The organism is Chromohalobacter canadensis, assembly GCF_034479555.1.
Lineage (GTDB): Bacteria > Pseudomonadota > Gammaproteobacteria > Pseudomonadales > Halomonadaceae > Chromohalobacter > Chromohalobacter canadensis.
Genome location: NZ_CP140151.1, coordinates 2,325,505 through 2,344,429, shown reverse-complemented (window position 1 = coordinate 2,344,429; position 18,925 = coordinate 2,325,505). Strand labels below are relative to the sequence as shown.

The window sequence follows — 18,925 nt, the reverse complement described above, 5'->3', positions numbered from 1 at the left end:
CACAGAAAAAAGTTTGGGTCTTACACATCATTGAAAATTGACCAAACGCCTCGACGTTATATTCTTAATTTAGAATTCTATTTAAACCAATAAACGCAAAGGCATGACAATGACTTATCCAATCTATTTTTATCGCGCAGCACATAGTGCAATGATTAAGCAGTTAATTTCCTTCCACACGCTACCTCTTAGTAATCTAAAAGCTCTCAGTAACTCAAGGTTCGAGGATAAATATCTTGACCTTATGTCTTCGAATTATGAAATGAGCGTTACAGAGCCATTCATTGATTCAATAGCTTCATTGAACTCTGTATTAAAGGATGCCGAGAAAGAAGCCTCCAGAACATTCGACACAGATTCAACACTCTTTATATGCTCTGGATCTACAGTTTCAAACCAAATTGCCGTTGCAGCATCTTGCAGCAGTGAAAGCAGAATAATTATACAAAAGGGCCTACATCAATCATTTCATTTCACAATCAATTCGACCAAGGTGAAGAAGAAAACCTACATTGATGATATCGAGATTGATGAGACAACCGGAAAGACATCCCTAAACGTAAAGGCAATGCTTGATGAGATAATATGCGCAGAAGAAAATGGAAATGGCTATGACGTTGCTATTATCAACAGCCAAACTTATGAAGGCATACAGCAAAAACTGGATGAGATACTTCCCCTGCTTCTTAAGCATGGCCCATCTCTCAAGAAGATAATAATCGACGAAGCGTGGGGTGCGTGGTCCAACTTCTCCACTAGCCTTTCACGGCATTGTGCGATTGATGCTGCGAAAAATCTCAGAAATAAATATGAAGTCGATTTTGTAGTCACTCACTCAGCTCACAAGTCGCTATTTGCATGCAGACAAGCAAGTTACTTACATTGCATTGGGGGTGAGAAAGCCATCGAAAAACTCAAACAAATGCGATACCGGCTTCATACTACCTCACCCAACTATAGACACCTCACAAGCCTAGACCTGGCCCAGTGCCATGCTCGTATAGAAGGCAGAATGTTTTCTGACCGGGCGGAAGCCAACGCACGACTTCTTAAAAAATTAGTTAAAGAGAAGCTTACGTTTTTTTCAGTAATTAGCAGTCCCAAAGCAGACTCTATAGCACAGCAAAATTACGCGACTAGTGACGAAACCAAGGTATGGCTAAATATTAGCGAACTGAACATCACTGGCAGACGGTTGCGGGAAGTTCTCTACAAAGAGCACAACATATATATAAGCAGGTACACTGAAAGCTGTGTTCTATTCAACATTCATTTTGGCATCACTCAAGAAAACGTAATCACACTAATACGGGCCCTACAGAATGTTGAGGAAAAAAATAAATGGTGCATCGGCCAGCTTCGTGAGGACACTATATCAGAATACTTTGTAGTACCGTATCCCCCAGGCGTGCCTATTGTAGTGCCCGGAGAAAGAATTTCAAAGGTGAGGCTTCAGAAAATCAAGAAATGTATCGCATCTGGCGTAAGCATGAAATTACTTTGAATACAAAACAAATGGAGTGAGATATGATACCGCTAAACTTAATCAAAGAGTTTGCTTCCTGCCGCACCGATAGGGAAGCTATCGCTGATCAACAACATAGCCTTACATGGCAGGAATACCATGATAAGGTAGAAATAATGTTTAGAAACATGCACAACACTTTTAATATTTATAAAATTAGAAGCATTTGCTACATTTCACCAAACAGGAGCGAGCTTTTCATCCTTGCTGCAGCTGCGGCCACATTGAAAATACCATTTGTCGGTATTGATTACACCCAGAAACCGGAGAACATCAAGCACATGCTCGATGTTTCAGATTGCGGCTTGATCGTTATATCCTCTTCGTTCTTCCTTGAAGAAGGAATTGACATTCGAAGCATTATCGATCTTGCCCCAATCATTGACCTTGATAATGGCCTCAAGGCAGCAACTCATTATTCTCGACTGGAAGAGCTTGACTCTACTACCGAGCCTGATATAGGCCAGAGAACATTCAAGGCCATATCATTCACTTCCGGCACCTCAGGACCTCCCAAAGCCGCAGTTCGTTATGCTTCCTTTGATGCCAGGCGTTTCAATTATTTCAAAAGTCGATACGGGTTCAGTTCCGAAGATAAATATATGCTGGCTATGCCCATGTACCATGCTGCTGGAAATGGTTGGGCCAGACTTTTTATGAGCTTGGGCGCAACGGTCATCATTGCTAAGCCACATGATACGAAGGATATGGTACGGCTAATAAAAAGCGAGAAAATTACAGCCAGCTCTATGACACCGCCACTGCTTTTAGAGGTCATCTCTCATGCCAACGGTCAGGAGCATATCTTTAAGCAAAATTCACTGCGATTTTTGCTTGTCGGAGGAAAAAACTTCCCTATAAAGCTAAAGCTAGATGCTCTGCACATCCTTGGCCCAGTAGTCTACGAGTATTATGGTACTACCGAAACCGGTGTTAATACTATCGCCGAACCTCACGATATCATGAAACAGCCCACTAGTGTGGGAAAACCATATGATGGTAACAAGCTTCTCATCCTTGACGAACAGGACCGTAAGCTCACTGACGGTGAGATCGGTCGCGTTGCAGTTTCGAGCTACATGAACATGGATGAGTATCACAGCATACCACATGATACTGTTGAATATGTTGGAGATAAATATTTACTGACTGCTGAAACCGGATATATACAAGGCGGACTACTATTCCTCATGAACCGAGCACAAAATGCTAAAGGCTTGAAGATTTATGAAACAGAAAACGCGATCAGCAAACACCCCGGGGTCAGGGATTTAGCAATAGTGCCGACTGACACTAATAACAGTAAGGTCATATGTGGAATAGTAGCTTCTGATCATACTGACGGGATGAAGTCTAAAATATATGACTTTGCTAAAAGGGAAATCAAAAAAAACAAGATGAAATGCAGCAAAATGCAGTTTCTCGAAAAGATCCCCTATTCCCCCTCAGGAAAAGTCAGGATGGAGGAACTGAAAAACATGCTGACTGATGGCCCTTATATCAGCAACGACCTCAAACGCCCCGGGATGATAGCGGGCATTCTATGTCTTTTGCTAACAACTTTATCATGGGGCGGAATGTTCCCTATTGCAAAAAATGCATTATTATCGATGGACGCTGTACATATCAGTCTGATCAGATATGGTATTGCATCCTTGATCCTGCTGATACTACTGGCAGCAAAAGAAGGCATCTCAGCACTCAACCCCGGCCGTCAGGTTTTCAAACTTTATGTATTCGGATCCCTCGGATTTGCTGGCTTCAGTATATTAGCTTTTGCTGGACTGGCACATACCAAACCACAGCATGGAGCGATTATCATGGCCCTCATGCCTCTTATCTCAGTGATCATGATTTGGGTACTAAAAAAACAGAAGCCTTCAAACTTCACATTTGGAAGTATCTTTTTTGCTCTTCTCGGTGTTGTCCTTGTAGTTAGTAAAGGCAGCATTACATCATTGGCAGGAGGAGCCCTACTACCTAACTTGGTAATTTTGCTGGGTGCTTTTTGCTGGGTTACTTATACAATCGGCGCATCATATATAGAAGGTTTCTCCTCGCTACGCTATACGGCCATTTCGGCAGGACTCGGCAGCATTACCATAGGGGGCATCTGCTTACTTACCAATATGGCAGGCGTGACTCAAATACCCTCCGCTTCTATTCTTGTAGGAAATATTCTGGAGCTAAGTTATTTGGTAGTATTCGCTGGGGTAGTGGCTGTATTTTCTTGGAATCATGGCATCAAGACCGTTGGGCCAGTGAATGGAGTGTTGTTCATCAATCTGGTTCCAATTACTGCATTTGCGATAGCGTTTTTCAGCGGTGATAGCATTGTTCCTGAAGAGGTATTTGGATCTGCGCTGGTGATCCTGTCCCTGATAGCAAACAACATGTATGCTCGAGGTTGGTTCAACTTCAGGAACAAGACAAGACTGGCTTATTAAATTTTGGCTAGCACGGTCTGGCCCTCTCCGAGTTGCCAGACCGTTTATGTTATAGTTCATTGACTGTGTTTCTCAAAAGCACTCACCAGCTCCTCAATTACCAACCTTACAGCAGTGAGCTCATAGCTTTGTTTCTTAGTGACCAACCAGATGTCTTTAGAAAATTCAGGGGCTTCAGATGATTTACAAAGCTCTGTATTTTCGATCATAAAGTCCGGCAACAATACCACTCCGTATCCCGCGATCGCAGCTGACCGTTGAACCACAGATGAATTTGACTGAAAACCAATTTTTTCCAGCCCAACTGTTTTCAACAAATGTTTTACTTCCTGCAGCTGCCACATTTCTTCATTAAATGTTATCGCAGAAACAGTCTCCCCCGCATTCATCGCACGAATCACGAGCTCTGTCCCACAAAGATAATAATTTACTCTTCCCAACTTCAACTTAAAAGTATTTTCTTCATCTGCTTGTGTATCACTCAGGCGTATTGCTATATCGGCTTCTCGCTTTGGAATACTGATATTGCGATCTGTCACTTGAATATCGTAGACCAGGTTACTGTATTTCTCCTGCAAACTTCTCAACCCTGGAGCGACTATTTGATAAGCTAACGACTGTATTGTTGAGATTCTTATTTTCTTTTGTATCACATCTTCTGTACTAAGATCCTCCACAAGCTGTTCAGCTGTATCGTGCATAGCCTGCACCTTCTCATATAGCTTTCGGCCATGCTTTGTTAGAACAAACCCCTCAGAATTCCTTACAAATAACTCCTTATGAAGTGTCTCTTCCAATTTTTCTAGCCTTCTAGACACAGTCATATAACTAACATTCAGCTTTTTAGCTGCTGAGGTCATTGATTCACTATCTGCAAGCGCATAGAAGAAACGTAGGTCATCCCAATTTAGCCTTTGCTTTATCTTCTTCAAAACTGTTTGTGAGCTACATGTCGGGTCCCGTGTGATTGACTACCCGCTTGGTAAATAACTCAGGACGCTTGGTCTGCCATTCCTTCATCATCGCAATCGGTGATTGATGGTGCAGCGCCTTCTGCGGGATGTGGTGATTGTACAGCCAGGTGTAGCGTTTGAGCGTCTGCTCCAGGTCCTCGCCTGAGGTATAGCGCCGAGTCGCCAGCACATCGCTGATACGGCCGTTGAAGCGCTCCACCATGCCGTTTGTCTGCGGTCTTCCCGGCTTGATCAGACGGTGCTCGATACCAAGGGCCTGGCACTCTTGGTCAAACGGGTGATTCCCGCTGGGCTTGCGCTCCCCCGCCCGCGTGAAGCGATCGGTGAATGACTTGCCGTTGTCGGTCAGTACCGTCTGGACCTGGAAGGGAGCCTTCTCCTCCACCCGCTTCATGAACGCCCGCGCATCCTTCGCGGACTGGCTGCGTCTCACCTCCAGATGGACCCAGCGCGTGGCGCGATCGATGGCGACGTACAGGTAGCGTTTTTGCTCCTCATCGGGCATCCGGGGCAGGTGCTTGATGTCGATGTGCACGTAGCCCGGCTCATAATCTTTGAAGGGCTTGTGCCGGGGTTTCTCATCGTCGCCCGCGTCCCGTCTAGACAGCTCTGCCAGTGTCGGCACCTCGCGCCGCTTGAGCATGCGATGCAGACCAGAACGCGACAAGCCAGGATTGAGGAACTCACGCGCCACGACGAGCAGATCATCCAGGCCGAGGCGCAGGAATTCGCGCGCCGCGATCAGCACCTCTTCCTGTTCGGAAGTGAGCGTGGCCAGCAGGTTGTGACGCGTGTGCGGTCGGTCCTGGACATCGTCACGGTACCGCCAGCGCCGGATGGTCGAGACGGCGACGCCGTACTGGCGTGCTAGCTCGCTGTCGCTGATGCTGGAAGGCGCTGCCTGGATCTCGGCCCGGATCTTCGGAGTGGTGGTCGCCTGTTTATGTAGCTTGATGTCCATATCCTTGCTCCCGGATGAACTGGTGAAGAAGCTCCTTGGCGGCCAGCAAAGGATAACTTCTATAGCTCATCTGATCATCCGGGACCCTACAGCTACACATAATTTTAAATTTACCTCCAGGTCAGAATTGTTCATATTTAGCGTTCCTTTTAACTATGGATAGCGTAAAATGACTTTACCAATGACCTTGCTTGACATGGCTGGTGCCCCAAATGAAGTCGCTGACTGGAAGAAATGTGCGCTCGTCCTGATTGATTATCAGAATGAGTATCTGGATGGGGCATTGCCCCTGAAAACTACCGGCGAAGAGGCTCTTCAAAATGCTAAGCTTTTGCTTGATAAGGCCCGGCAAGAAGGAGCGCCTGTTTTCCATGTTGTTCAACATGGAAAACCTAACGGCAAGATCTTTGATCCGCTTACCGACAAAGTTTCGATCCTGAGCCCCCTCGCCCCCTTTTCGGATGAGAAAGTCATCGAAAAAACACACCCGAACTCTTTTCATAACACCCCCCTCAAGGAGTTATTGCTTCTAACCAATAAACAGCAGATAGTTTTTGCTGGATTTATGAGTCATATGTGCGTAAGCGCAAGTGTTAGAGCATCCCTTGACCTGGGGTTCAAAAATTTTGTTTGTCATGACGCCTGCGCTACGAGAGAACTCCCAAGCCATAATGGTTCGATTATTCCTTCTGAGCTCTTGCACGACGCTGCAATGGCTGCACTCAAGGATCGATTCGCAACAATAGTCTCAACAAAAGAGCTTACAGCTTGATCCTGTTCATTAAAAAAGGCCTATTTCTAATAGGCCTTTTAAATTTACCACATACTGACCTGGGTTGCATTAGGTATAGTTTATAGAAATAAGTCATTGATAAAAATTACTTTTACAAGGGAAAGATCTATTGCCTCAAGGCGGTCGGCCCAGAAAACTCGGAGAATCCAAAAGCCTGCTACGTCAGCTTGTTGAAGAGTATTTACTGGCGACTCTCAGCGGGCTCACAGGTGCCTTTTGCCGGCGAACAGCCATCTCCGTAGTGCGGACAACCTTCATTGCCGTTGACACTGATAGAGACTGTACCCGGACACGACTAACCGGACGGCCACCTCCGTGACGGGATGGCCTCGCTTCGTCACCTGCTTGACGGCTTCAATCTTGAATTCTGTGGTATATCACTGGTGACTCATGGGGTCTTCAGTATAAGGCCTGGAGGTGTCTATGAAGCACGGGGCGATTCAATGGTCACCAACCCCAATAGTAATTATGAATATGTCATGCAACCTAAACTGGTCCAAGCGCTGGAAGAAAAAGGATGAGAGCAGTAACGATTAGACAGACAAGCACTGTGCACGGATCACCCTTCGGCGGGGTTACACCTACAGCACCTTGGCGTGTTTTGCTCTTCTTTGGCTGCAGTTGAGGGAATATTCATTCCCACCTGCCCGGCCATGTGTTCAGATCTCCTTTTCATAGAGCAGGGTAATTAATCTGCTTCATCCCCATAAGCTCGTAGACCCCTTTCAGGTTGTCTGTGGTGGGCTTGTCTTCACGAAGCCAGCGAACCGATACACCGAGATAGCAGGCCCAAAGAACGCCTTTCTTGAATAGCCGCCATTGGCGAGTCTTTGCCATCACTTCGATATATTGGTTCACGAGCAGGTACTGGTACTCACCGGCTGTGTACTTGGCAGCATCGAACGCTTGCTGGTAGTGAGTCGCAGCATACGCATAGTCTTCGGCGCGATAAAAGACAACACCCCGCAACCAGTGCAGAAGCCAGGTGAGTCGCTCAGCCACCTCCGCCTGGCTCATGTCCTCCTCAAGCGCATCAATGACCGCCGGGCTGAGCTCGGGATCCTTGCGCTTCGATAGGCCACGCTTGATCAGAGGCACAATACCTATGGGAGGAGGTTGGCGCCAGCGAGACACAATATCCACAGGCACTTGTGCCACATAAGAGCCATATCTACTCTCGTTCCAATTCACAATTAATGGATCAGGTTCGCCTGCTGGACTTGCATGATGTCGTAAAACTTCCGCGGCGCTTTGGCGTTTTGCCTCAAAGAAAGCCCAAAAATTAGGTGCCATCTTCAGCCCCAATAGCACTTGGGCATCATGATCTGGGCCGGGGCCGATCAGGCCTAGCTGTGCCTCATACTCCCGATAGAACCCTTCAAGCTCCTCGTTCATCCAACTGGCATATAAACGGGTCTGCTCGCAGAGTTCGTCCAGAAAGTCCTGGCCATACGCTTGGGTAATAAGAGAAGTAGCCATGGTTGCCATTCTAGCAAGGGCCGCATGGGTAATAATGGCATCTTGCAACGGCTTGTCGATCGGGTTGCCGACAGCCTCCTGCACTTCGAACGACTCTTTCAGGTTCTGCAGCAAGTTCCCCAAAGAAGGGATGTGCCCGCGTTGATGCCAGTTCCTAGCCGTTTTCTCGTTTTTCCACTCGTTGGTTTTGGGGTCTTGTCTTTCGGAGTTGGGTTGTCTATGGAAGTTCACCAAGGTTTGACCGCAGGATTCATAGGCCCAGTAAAGCACCTTGCTAAGTGGCGATACTTGGCGCCCAGCTTTTGTGGTTGGCAGGAACCAGAAGGGATCCGACGGCCGGATGGGTTGAACGACGAAGCCCAAATATTTCAACCACCCCCTCGTCAAGGATCGCGTGCCCTCATCAGCCAGGTAAGTCACCAGTAAGAACCTGATAGAGTCACGCTTGCTCATGAAAGTACCTTGGGTTGTAACCAGAGACGCATATAGGCCATACAAATCATTGATCAGGCCTGTCAGCTGACGCTCCCGTACCGGACAACGGATATAGGGTTCAAGGCACTCCGCCAACAGGGTAAATAACTTCTCAACATTGTCCTGTAGCTCGCCTTTCTCCTTCGTCAATCGCTGAAGGCGGGTCTGAATGGTTTTCTTGTATTCTTCGGCAAAGCCGTTTGGCTCCTTTTGATTTTCTCTGGTTCGCGGCAGTACCCCGGTGATGTCGAACAAAATTTTCACCACATCACCAAGGGTAGGTAGAGCGTATCGAGTCATGGCATCACTTTCCGAGGTTCCAAGGGACTTCCCTGTCCCCATTGCTGTTATTTCCTGTTAGAGGTGCGACTCTCTTTAATTTGCTTGCCGCGGTTCCCATTGGATTTGGCATTCTTGATGTTTTGACCAGTTGTGCCTTTATTGCGGTTCAGTGTATCGGCACGATCATTCAGTTGCGCGCGGGTCTTTTGGCTTGCCATAAGTAATCTCCTGTGAGTGTGTTGCAGGAGTCAGGCTATCGCCCCTGTGTGGCCCCGGCTAGGTCAAAGTTGGCGACACGTTTTTAAATGGCCGGACATGCAACCACTACCAACCACGATGACTAGGGCCCATACACCTAGTCATACGTCATGCCTTCCGTGCGGCCGATGGCATGCGATTCAGCGCCGCGCTTAAGCCTTCTATACTGAATCAAGGCGAACCGAGGACTTCTTGGAAATAGCTTGCTCCGTGGCGATAACCTACTCGGCGTCCGGTGCGGAGCGATCCTGACCTTGCCAAACGTGCGGTGGCACTGGCATACGATAGTGACGGCAGGCCGTGAGGAGGATTGGGGTCAGCCGAGTTCGAACAGCGCTAACCTGCTCCTCCAGTGGATGCTCTTCCATCACGCGATTGATTAGACTAAAAACGGCCTCTAGTGAGTCATTGAGTGGCAGACCTGGTACCGACAACCCGTGATCTTGATCACCATCCCAGAAAACTTCATCCGTTCGTCCATCAGGAACCCAGATTTGGTGCGTCATGTGCGGAGCGTTTTCTAACAACGTGCTACGCAAGCGCTCTGCGCGTTCCTGATCTCCGATCATCGCAAGCCAAGCGAGTACGAAGGTGTAAAGAATCCCCGCGCGCGTATGCTCTTCGAAGTATGCATCGCTACCGTCTCTGGAATGAGCTAGGACGTCTCGATAATCTGTCTTCGGCGTCGGATAGTGCTGCCTACTCATGAGTCCGTTGCACAGGTGATCGGACATGCCACGGATGTAGTCGGCGACGTTGGAAAGTCGGCCGCGCACGTCTGCAAGACGCATAAACAAAGCCAGTTCGATCGTAAAATCGTCGCGAACGGGGACGGCAAGTGCCGGGTTCGCGTTCAGCATCCCGATCGCTATGTTAAGCACCTTATCCGCCCCTTCACTCATTGCCTGCGCAACCGCCTCGTCCTGCGAGGCACTAATGGCCTCCAGCCATAGTCCATGGAGAGACAACTTCCCCAACGTCTCGAACAACGCGATATTGATGTCGACCGCGTTGCGTGAATTTACGGCCATTGAAAGCGCGTAGCGCTTATCGGCGAACGGCCCAATTTTCTCGACGAGAAGAAGGTTGGCGATGATGATATGAAGTTGTAAGACCTGATCGAAATGAGCCAGCCGCTCCTGTTGCGTCGGTCCCTTGCACAGACGGGTATCATCGCAGTATGGCCAGCTACGTAGCAGCACCAGTTCAGATGCTCGATACGCTGCCTCGAGGTTACCAGCGTCGCGAGCCCATACGAAGAGTATCCAAAGGCACAAGTAGGCTTTGCGTAGCTGGCGTGTCCGCTCTGTCTGGTTCTTCGGCTTAGTGAAGATGGCATCGAGCAAGTCACGGAAATGCCGATAAGCGACGTCGGGCTGATCAAGCATCGCTAGCGCCTTCTGAAACACTCCCCGGTTCTCGCTCTCGATTAACTCTGCCCGTAACATGCCGCTTAGAATCAGATCCGCGAGGCGATCTCCATTCCACTCGGCGAAGTAAACGTTGTCCTTCTCGTTCGTCCGGCAGAAGCCGCTCCACTGGGCACGAACATCCTCGCGCATTTCGCCACCCATGCAGACACAAATGACGATAGGCAGATCCGTAAGGTGGGGTGGGATGCGATTCGGGATGTAGTCATCCAGAACCTCGTGCAGCGACGGCCGCACGGCCTGCTGACCAGTATCCCAATGCTCTCGTGTCAAATCGCCGGACTTGATTGTGAACAGGAACAGACTTCGAGCGCCATTGCGATCAGGGTTGGGGCCGACTGCAGCGACGTCGACACCGGCTTGCCGTGTGCCACGACGTGGCCGGGTTAGAACTTCGAATCCACTCTCGGCCAGAAGGTCAGGCAAAATAGCGTCAAGTTCGTCGCGCTCGCGCAACGAGCGCAGGTAGTGTGTCACGACAAGTTTCATCGTTGTTCTCTCGGCTCAAGCTTGAAATGGACAAGCATTTGGTCGAGGCCGACCGGGTCAACAATATTGAGGAGAGGCAACTCGGACGAGACCGAGAACGATTTCATCTCAATCTCGGTGAGATGCGTGGCGCCCTCACCAGTATGAATCGGCGTCAGCGAAGAGCGGCCATAAAGGATGTATTGCTTGGAGAAGATATCCTCAAATATAGATCTCCGACTTTCCTGCTCCATGCCTCGTTCCATCCTCTCGTTCCACTGAGCACGCTCTACCTCACGCTGCATTTCGCTGGGGTGCAGTTCAACCAAACGTTCAATACCCTCCATCGCATCCTGAAATTCAGCCTTTCGTGCGAGCAGTTCAGTAATACCTGAGCCGTTGGCTCCGCCGTCTTCAACGTAGTGTTCAAGGTAGCTCTTCAAATTGCCACCATAGCTCAGGAGCAGGGGATCATAGATCAGATTGAGGACGTCACTGGCGATATCCGGCGATCCATCGCGAAGTACCGCTAATGGTATGGCGACCGCTGCCAGCGGATCGATAAAGAACCATCCGACAGCCTTGCGACAGAGAAACAGCTGGTCTGATGGGGTTGGTGGCAGAGACGACGTAGGGATTGAGAAGGGCGGATCCTCTTTCCCAACACTGCACACTTCATTCGCCACGCATTTACGAGTGTGTACTCCTCCATTGAGCAGCCAGTACACAACCGCACTACCAAGCACCTCAGCGCCTGCATGCGTCAGCGCGTGATACGCACTCTGGAACGCACCTAGCGTAATCTGTCCCTTTGAACGATCGATCAATTCACTAAGTAGTCGGATCACCGGTTCAGCGCGCCCATCCCTCACAAGTTGGTATGAGGCATGATCAATGTGCGAGATGGTTACAATATCGTCTGGGCCAACATCTGCAACGGTATAGAGACACAGGTCTATGACGTTCTCTGTGAGGCCTTCTCGATAACGCCACAGGAGATCTGCCGCCAAGTGAATCGCAGATGGGCTCTGCGTCTGAAGGACACGTTCGAGTTGTTCGTCGAAACTGGCTGGTGCGCATACTTTTCGCTTTGCAGCAGCGCGGTAGCCCGCTTCGAGGGACCGAAGGGCGGTATCCTCATCGTCGCTGGACGCTTCTTGGGTTAGTGTGTCGAGTACCTCACGGTAGCGTTCACCCAATTCCATGGCACCCAAAGCCGAGATGGCTGCGAGCTTCGCTTCCCGATCGTGAGCTTGCGCAAAAATTAGGCCTTCCTCGACATCAGCGTTCATTAGGAGAACCGTGGATAGTTGACGCAGAGCGCGGTTATTGCCGGTACGTGCTGATTCGTAAACCTTGGAAGATCTGGCTACGTCTTTCTTCGTCCATTCCCCAAAAGCGGTACTCAGGGCGCCAGTATCCAGATCGTTGCCGCCTGTATCCAGCAAGCGCGTGATGAAGGCAAGAAGGACCTCCTGATCTACATTCAGAAGAGGTATCAGGTCGCATAGAACATGCTGGACGAGGAAGAAGCGCCGTCCCTCCAGCTCTGCCAGCGCATCTTCGACATGGAGATCAATTGGTGGCGCATCGGTAGCGTTCAATATGGCCGCGAGCGTGGCGACCAACGCAGAGCGGTTATCGTCTAGACGCCGGAACTCTCGATCCGCAATAGTACGAACCAAGCCGCGTGTGCGGAGCTGCATAGCCAATTCCGTCTCGTCTACCGGTGTCTCCTCTGTTGCCATTGGCCCACCCATTGGATTCTTTGTTTCCAAAAGAGCTTACAAGGTCCTCAAAGTCGATGAAACTCCTCTAAGACTGAGGAGAAATTTTAGCGGCTAAAATATACCAGCTCAGGCTTGAGCCGATACTCTCTGCCCGAATTGGCAGAAAGCAACGGCCCAAAGGAGACATGAAACTTCTATTGCATGGAGCGGGAGAGCATTATCTTGGCTATGCTCAGGTGGCACCCAATATGGTCGTACCGTCTATGGTTTCGACTCCCGCCGGGGCCAGTAATTGCTGTATCCAGCCAATAGCACGCCCTCGTTCAACACACTGGGAGAAGAATGCACGCTGCTTTGCTCTGGTAAAGGCAACAAAAAAGGTGTTTAGCTCTTCACCCCGTTGCGGAGTAAGGCTCCACCAAGTCTGATTATCGAGCCCGTAAAATATCATGGTGTGGAACTCAAGACCTTTGCTTTTATGGACGGTCATCAGAGCGACTTGTCCAATGCCCTCAAACTCATCCAGAGCTTCCGTCCAGCTACTGCTATGTTCTGCGCACTCTTTCAGGAGCGTGACAAATCCACTCCAGACCCTTTCAAAGTCCCTTTCCCGCTGATAAGCGGCAAAGGATTGCCGCAGCGCCGGGGGACTGACAAACTCAAGAAGCACCTCTGCAATCGCTTCCGCCGAATCCGGATCAGGCTGGCGACGCGCCAGCTCTGCCCTTAAGTGACGGACGAAAGCTTCAAGCTTAACCAGCAACCGCTCCTGCGTAAGATCGTTATCCGGATCGGCAGCCTCTAGAAACAGATAGTTCTGCTGAGCCAATGCCCAGTTTTCTGGACTTCGGTCCGTTGCTCCTAGGCGAAGCAAAGGAACGAATATACCAGTCAGCTCTTCCCCAAGAAGATCCTGTATCTGAATTTCACCGACTGACCGGGCCGCATTTCTGATCCAGAGACCTCGTGCAGCAAAAGCAGGAGCTACCTCACCCTCAACCTGATCTGCCCGCATCCTGATCAAAATCGCAACATCATGTGGCTCGACACGCCCTGACTGCACCTCACGGCTCACCCATTTAGCCAGATAATTGTTCTCGTCATCTGTGCTCCGGAATTGCCAGATAGCAGAAATTTCTCCTTCTATTTCACGAATCCCTTGTGCCTGCACCTCTTCCACATTGTCGTCTATCCGGCGGGCTATCTCGTGCTGAATACGAACCAGATCCTCATGTGATCGCCAGTTTGAGAGCAGTGATATGCGCCTAGCACCAAAGTCGTTTTCAAACTGAGCGAACGCATCGTTCATGGCTCCCGCCCATCCCATAATGCGCTGCTTATCATCGCCGACTGCTGTAAAAATAGCATCACTACCATCGAACGCCGTTTGCAGCATGTCATACTGGGCATAGGTAGTATCTTGGTATTCATCAAGAAAGACGATGGAATATGTTGCCTGCAAGGCCCGGCGGATATATGAATTTTCCTGCAGCAGCAGTTTTACAAGCCTGTTTATCATCGGGAAGGACAGGGATATCTCGCCGCCCCCGAAAAATTGTTCATGCCAGTAATCTGCTAATGCGCGATGTAGTTCAGAGCCATTAGATTGGTCAATTGGCAGGTCTGTCAGCTGCACTCTTTTCTCAAGACGCTGGGCACTAACGCCATGATAACCGTGACGCTCAAGAAAATCGTCATAATCCCTACGAAACGGAGTAACGATCTGATACGTGCCGTGCGCATTGAACGGCTCCGGTATAGTAGGACGGAACCGGTCCAGTAGCCCCTTGGTAAAGGCATCAAAAGTCATTGAATCAAAACGCCGCGCCTGATCCCTCGGACAACGTTTTGCAACCCTCTCAGCAAGGTTTCGGGCGGCATCCTTTTTGAAGCTGATGGCCAGAATGCGTTTGGGGGCCGGACAAATACCTGTCTGAAGAAGATAGGTCGCCTTTTGTGCCAGGAATTCTGTTTTTCCGGCACCGGCACCAGCAGTCACGAGGACGCTGCTTTCAGTTTCACGTAAGGCTTCCCATGCTCTGCTTTCAAGACCACCAACACCCTGAGGTACCCAATCATCCTTGCTTACGCGAGTCATGCATCCTCTCCCGGCAGCTCAAGCTTCTGTTTTACATGCTCAATGAGCTTCCTAAGCTCATGAGGTGCTAACCTAGCAATATCGCCGTCAGGAATACGGGAAAGGGCCGATAGGTGAGTCTCGGGCTTGCTACTGCTCAGGAACAGATACGGATACCATTTAAAAGCGTCATCATAATGATGAGTGTATAAAGCGGGACTCCCACCTGTTTTCAGAGTGGTGCACTTCCTAGCCTGAATTGCCTCTGCACTCCCCATGGGGCCGTGCCCACCGGGGTTAGGCTCCTGATATGCCTCCGGAAATGCGCCCAGCATGGCAAAATCGAGATCAATAGGATAGGAGAAAAAAACACCTTCCTCATAGAAAGCTTGAAGCCAGTTTGCTTGTAAATCTCCGCCAAGAAGGTCTTGGTCTGTGAGCTGATCAGCCTCTTCAGGAACGACATTGCCAAGCAAATATTGAGTATTATTCCGAAAGTCATTTCCGATAGCGGCCAGGTTCTTCAAGCAGCTTCTCATGGTGTTCGCCCCACCATGCCTACGCCCCAGATCAAGATCGAGCAATGTGGCATGTGGAATCTCAAGATCATTAAGCAGCCGCCAGAAATGCGCTACAAACCGTCCTCCTAGCGGGACGACAGGAACAAATGACGGGTCAAGTGGCACCCCCATATCTTCCGCTATTTTCGGAATAACGACGCGCTCTGAATCCCCCTCACCCAGGATTACGAATCGCGCAAAATAGAGTTCAGGATATGCTTTTACTGCCAGCCTGACATACACATTTGCCTCAGTACCATCCTCCGGCAAGGTCAGCTCGCGGATCGATGAGCATCGAGCGCCTCGATCCATACGATGATATCTCACTTCATTCGGCTCTATCCGGCTCAGAATCGCCGGTGAATGGCTAGATAGCAGAACCTGCGCGGAAGGCAGTGCGCCTATCTCCCTCGATTGCCTGATGATACGAGACAAAAAGAACGGTGAAAGGCTATTTTCAGGCTCTTCGATGGCAAGGATCGTTAGGTGAACACGGCGTAACTTATCCTGTTCAAATGAGCTGTCACCAGCAGGCAAAACGAAAGCTTCCCGCTCGGTTTCGAGCGTTGCCGCTGTAAGGGCAATATGAAACAGAGAACGCTGCCCATCACTGAGCTCGGACAACCGACGCTCCTGCCCTTCTTCATCAGGCGCAAAGGTAAATTCAGCCTTACGAACAAGCTCTTCAAAACGATTTTCGATGAGCCTTAAACGCGGCTGACTGTCTGTATCGGCTTCATGGACCTGTTGCCACCGCTTCGAAAGACGCTTCAGCAGAACCTTCGATGGTTCTTCCTCCTCGAAGCAGCTCTGGATCTGATCCGCATTATCAGAACTTGCATCCCTGAATACCGCCGACCATTTGGCAGCCTGCCATAACCGCCCCTTAAGAAGTGCGGTCACCTGCGTTGTCGCATCACGGTTGGCCGGTAAATAGATAAACTGGATCGAAGAGCGCTCTACGGCCTGGACCCTGGAACAGTCATCCCACTCAAAATTATTATCCAGAGCTCTTATCCAGCGTATGTCCTCTTCAATTGCCCCTTCCGGCGTACCGTCATCCGTCCATGTAGCTTGTAGACGTATCCGAGCCTTGAGGGGCTCTCCTGCACCGGAAGCCGCCATCTGATTGAAGAACTCTGGAACAGCATCAAGAGGAGACTTGTCTTGCTCTGCCAGTTCAGGGAAAGCAAGTACCGCTTCGACAAACAGGCTGTCTCCGGACTGAAGTTCCTGCTGTTCAACAGATATGTGGAAATCACGACGCTGTACCGATCGCTGTGCTGATGATGTACCAAACAACCGTGACACAGCTTGCAGCACTGCAGTCTTTCCGGAGCCGTTTCCGCCAACAAGTGTCGTAAGCTCTTCCTCTAAGTTTAGCTCGACCTCCTCATGCCCGAAACAACGAAAATTCTGTAGCTTTATCTTCTCTATTTTCATCCCTGATTACCTTTTTTGTAAGAGATGCCTTTAGCTTCCGATGCTAGAAACGGATGTATATCGACATTTTGTAGCTTTCATCAGCCTAGAGGCCAATCAACGAATAAAATCAGTCATTTAGGTGGGCTTAACGTAACGAAAACTTCAACGCTACTAGACGCTGCCTGAAGCTTCTTGCTAATTACCGGTTGCCAAGGTGTTGTCTTGGCATTTTAAAAATATTGAACCCCAAATAAAATTTTATTTCATTATTTCAGCATTAAAGATGTCTTCAAACCCAAGGAGCAGCAGAAGACACATCAAGAACAGAATGAAGCAATTGAATATGATGCTTGGTAGACCACCGTTTTGGAGAACCTAAACCAGGAAAATTGCCCGCCACATAATTATTACAGTAATCTGATACCCCAAAAGTACTGAATGGACCTACTCCTGGCGAGCCCGTATGCCCTATCAACTGTGCCAGAGCATCAAAGTACTTTGTCTGGACATCTGTAGTCGCTGGCGGCACAGCAGAAACAAAATGACGGCAGTGAAAAGTGTTATTCTGATGAGGCTCTGTAAGGTGAAGAGCAACGTGACTCGGTTGACCTCCGCCTGTGTTATAAGGCACATCACCTATGGCTGCAAAATCACCAAAACCATCGTAACCATGTATACGATAACTGTAAGCCAAATCATCAAAATAAGAGACAGATGGGTAGCCCCCGTTAACGGATTGCTTTTTGAACCCATCACGAAGTATCACGCATCGAGACGCAGAAAAACAAGAAACGAACTGGGGCGAAACTCCATTTGATTCAAAAATGTGAATTGCATCACTGGCGGGAAAAATAGCAGCACTAAGGGTATGTGCTCGATGCACGAAAACTTGGGTTCGGCCACTGTAGGTATTAAGGAATCCGCTCACATCCGCAGCGGTAACACCAGGATGCACCTCCAATGTTGGAAAAACTTGATTCGGATACGCATTCTCTAAACTGTTCTCCATCGCCATAACATCTGCGACTGCAGGCACGGGAGAACCTTCGTTTGTATTAACAATTAGAGCAGCGCGCAAACCTGTTTGCAGCACTCTAGATATCTGCCCTTCAACTCGCGAAGCCGCATCGTGCGGCTTGATAACAGGAACCACAAGATTACTTCCTAAGTAAGGCCCAAGTTCTTTTAGAGCAATCATCTCTTCTTGTTTTGAGCGGAAAAATGGCCAATACATACTCACACTCCTCGTCAATAAAAGTCATTCAAATCTAAAGCGCGTTGTACGCTGGTTCTTGAAGCCTCGAGGCAAGAAGCAGCCAGTCAGCATTCTTCATTTTATATCCAAATGCAGCTGCTCGTAATGAGTTTGGCAGTCTTTTAGATATAGCAGCTCTCTTTGTCGCAGGCTCTCGCCCTCTAAGAGCTTCAACAAAAATTTTATGAACATCTCTCGGAGGCAGTAAAGAAATGGCATCACGGGCAGCAGAATATCGCTCTATCGGCGGCAGGTGGTCAGTAAAAACCTCATATTTATTCTGAAGAAACTCGCGTTCTCTTTTGCGGAAAAGATGAAACATTGCTTCTGAGGAAAGATCTTCAGTGTTTGATACTGACTCCCGGACTTCTGAGAGCTGATATCTATTAGAAAGCCTCAACACCCCCACATAATCTGGTAAAATTTTAAGGGCTTTTTCAACCTGCCCATTACCAACAACAAACACAACTCTATCAAAACAAGAATAATAGGCCTCTAGCTGAGACTGGGCGCGAGAAAAATCATCAAGATCTGTCTTTATCTCGTAGGCTGTAGCAACTCCATTAATCAAAACTGCATCTGCACGTGCCTCACCGACTCGAAACTCATACAACCAAGATGTAGTAGCTGGGCTATGCTTCCCAAACACCATTTTCGACAAAAGGACATTTTTATACACGTATTCGGGGCGGGACGAATGAAGCAACCTCTTATAGGCAAGATCGCACGCATAGGCGAGAGGATCTGTGTCGTTCATTACGCGATCCTCGACTAGATGTTTAACCAC

General features: G+C 49.0%; 13 protein-coding genes and 2 pseudogenes. 3 read left to right on the top strand and 12 right to left on the bottom strand.

The window, feature by feature from the left end; translation table 11 throughout:
• The first annotated feature begins 103 nt into the window (after window positions 1-103).
• Both SR908_RS11130 and SR908_RS11125 read left to right on the top strand, forming a co-directional pair.
• Window positions 104-1,504, top strand: coding sequence for an Orn/Lys/Arg family decarboxylase (locus SR908_RS11130; protein WP_322527352.1), 1,401 nt, complete (start codon window positions 104-106; stop codon window positions 1,502-1,504).
• Between the two features lie 23 nt (window positions 1,505-1,527).
• Complete coding sequence (locus SR908_RS11125; RefSeq protein ID WP_246925998.1) at window positions 1,528-3,972, top strand: AMP-binding protein; 2,445 nt, start codon at window positions 1,528-1,530, stop codon at window positions 3,970-3,972.
• 56 nt (window positions 3,973-4,028) lie between these two features.
• Here the strand turns inward: SR908_RS11125 and SR908_RS11120 are convergent, their stop codons facing one another.
• The 3 genes and pseudogenes from SR908_RS11120 to SR908_RS11115 all read right to left on the bottom strand — a co-directional run bounded on the left by SR908_RS11120 (window position 4,029) and on the right by SR908_RS11115 (window position 5,907).
• Window positions 4,029-4,673, bottom strand: coding sequence for a substrate-binding domain-containing protein (locus tag SR908_RS11120; protein ID WP_322527351.1), 645 nt, complete (start codon window positions 4,671-4,673; stop codon window positions 4,029-4,031).
• 36 nt (window positions 4,674-4,709) lie between these two features.
• Window positions 4,710-4,904 (bottom strand): annotated as a pseudogene (locus tag SR908_RS16765) (helix-turn-helix domain-containing protein); the annotation flags it as partial.
• 13 nt (window positions 4,905-4,917) lie between these two features.
• The gene (locus tag SR908_RS11115; protein ID WP_322527350.1) at window positions 4,918-5,907 is read right to left on the bottom strand and encodes an IS481 family transposase; all 990 of its coding nucleotides are present in this window, start codon (window positions 5,905-5,907) and stop codon (window positions 4,918-4,920) included.
• A gap of 169 nt (window positions 5,908-6,076) precedes the next feature.
• On the opposite strand from SR908_RS11115, the gene SR908_RS11110 reads away from it, so the two are divergent.
• The gene (locus tag SR908_RS11110) at window positions 6,077-6,679 is read left to right on the top strand and encodes a cysteine hydrolase family protein (protein WP_246922234.1); all 603 of its coding nucleotides are present in this window, start codon (window positions 6,077-6,079) and stop codon (window positions 6,677-6,679) included.
• Window positions 6,680-6,972: 293 nt separating this feature from the next.
• Here the strand turns inward: SR908_RS11110 and SR908_RS11105 are convergent.
• The 9 genes and pseudogenes from SR908_RS11105 to SR908_RS11065 all read right to left on the bottom strand — a co-directional run.
• Window positions 6,973-7,077 (bottom strand): annotated as a pseudogene (locus tag SR908_RS11105) (transposase); the annotation flags it as partial.
• 295 nt (window positions 7,078-7,372) lie between these two features.
• A complete protein-coding gene (locus SR908_RS11100) occupies window positions 7,373-8,953 on the bottom strand; it encodes a hypothetical protein (protein WP_246922236.1) in 1,581 nt (526 codons plus the stop codon).
• Window positions 8,954-9,000: 47 nt separating this feature from the next.
• Window positions 9,001-9,153, bottom strand: a complete 153-nt coding sequence (locus SR908_RS11095; protein ID WP_246922238.1) for a hypothetical protein — start codon at window positions 9,151-9,153, stop codon at window positions 9,001-9,003.
• Between the two features lie 261 nt (window positions 9,154-9,414).
• Window positions 9,415-11,112: a hypothetical protein gene (locus tag SR908_RS11090; protein WP_246922240.1), complete on the bottom strand. Its 1,698-nt coding sequence runs from the start codon at window positions 11,110-11,112 to the stop codon at window positions 9,415-9,417.
• A complete protein-coding gene (locus SR908_RS11085) occupies window positions 11,109-12,797 on the bottom strand; it encodes a hypothetical protein (RefSeq protein ID WP_246922243.1) in 1,689 nt (562 codons plus the stop codon). The genes SR908_RS11090 and SR908_RS11085 overlap by 4 nt, the downstream gene beginning before the upstream one ends.
• A 256-nt stretch (window positions 12,798-13,053) precedes the next feature.
• On the bottom strand, window positions 13,054-14,919 hold the full coding sequence (locus SR908_RS11080) for a UvrD-helicase domain-containing protein (protein WP_246922245.1): 1,866 nt from the start codon (window positions 14,917-14,919) through the stop codon (window positions 13,054-13,056).
• A complete protein-coding gene (locus tag SR908_RS11075; protein WP_246922247.1) occupies window positions 14,916-16,901 on the bottom strand; it encodes an ATP-dependent nuclease in 1,986 nt (661 codons plus the stop codon). Before SR908_RS11075 ends, SR908_RS11080 begins: the two co-directional genes overlap by 4 nt.
• Window positions 16,902-17,172: 271 nt before the next feature.
• Entirely contained in the window at window positions 17,173-18,117 is a 945-nt protein-coding gene (locus tag SR908_RS11070) for a sce7725 family protein (protein ID WP_246922249.1), read from the bottom strand.
• A gap of 34 nt (window positions 18,118-18,151) precedes the next feature.
• Window positions 18,152-18,895: a sce7726 family protein gene (locus SR908_RS11065; protein ID WP_246922250.1), complete on the bottom strand. Its 744-nt coding sequence runs from the start codon at window positions 18,893-18,895 to the stop codon at window positions 18,152-18,154.
• Window positions 18,896-18,925 lie beyond the last annotated feature (30 nt).

Coding starts and splice junctions, on each gene's coding strand:
- SR908_RS11100 (WP_246922236.1), bottom strand. CDS start 8,953: ATGACTCGATACGCTCTACCTACCCTTGGTGATGTGGTGAAAATTTTG.
- SR908_RS11085 (WP_246922243.1), bottom strand. CDS start 12,797: ATGCAGCTCCGCACACGCGGCTTGGTTCGTACTATTGCGGATCGAGAG.
- SR908_RS11080 (WP_246922245.1), bottom strand. CDS start 14,919: ATGACTCGCGTAAGCAAGGATGATTGGGTACCTCAGGGTGTTGGTGGT.
- SR908_RS11125 (WP_246925998.1), top strand. CDS start 1,528: ATGATACCGCTAAACTTAATCAAAGAGTTTGCTTCCTGCCGCACCGAT.
- SR908_RS11090 (WP_246922240.1), bottom strand. CDS start 11,112: ATGAAACTTGTCGTGACACACTACCTGCGCTCGTTGCGCGAGCGCGAC.
- SR908_RS11075 (WP_246922247.1), bottom strand. CDS start 16,901: ATGAAAATAGAGAAGATAAAGCTACAGAATTTTCGTTGTTTCGGGCAT.
- SR908_RS11070 (WP_246922249.1), bottom strand. CDS start 18,117: ATGTATTGGCCATTTTTCCGCTCAAAACAAGAAGAGATGATTGCTCTA.
- SR908_RS11130 (WP_322527352.1), top strand. CDS start 104: ATGACAATGACTTATCCAATCTATTTTTATCGCGCAGCACATAGTGCA.
- SR908_RS11110 (WP_246922234.1), top strand. CDS start 6,077: ATGACTTTACCAATGACCTTGCTTGACATGGCTGGTGCCCCAAATGAA.
- SR908_RS11120 (WP_322527351.1), bottom strand. CDS start 4,673: ATGCACGATACAGCTGAACAGCTTGTGGAGGATCTTAGTACAGAAGAT.
- SR908_RS11095 (WP_246922238.1), bottom strand. CDS start 9,153: ATGGCAAGCCAAAAGACCCGCGCGCAACTGAATGATCGTGCCGATACA.
- SR908_RS11065 (WP_246922250.1), bottom strand. CDS start 18,895: ATGAACGACACAGATCCTCTCGCCTATGCGTGCGATCTTGCCTATAAG.
- SR908_RS11115 (WP_322527350.1), bottom strand. CDS start 5,907: ATGGACATCAAGCTACATAAACAGGCGACCACCACTCCGAAGATCCGG.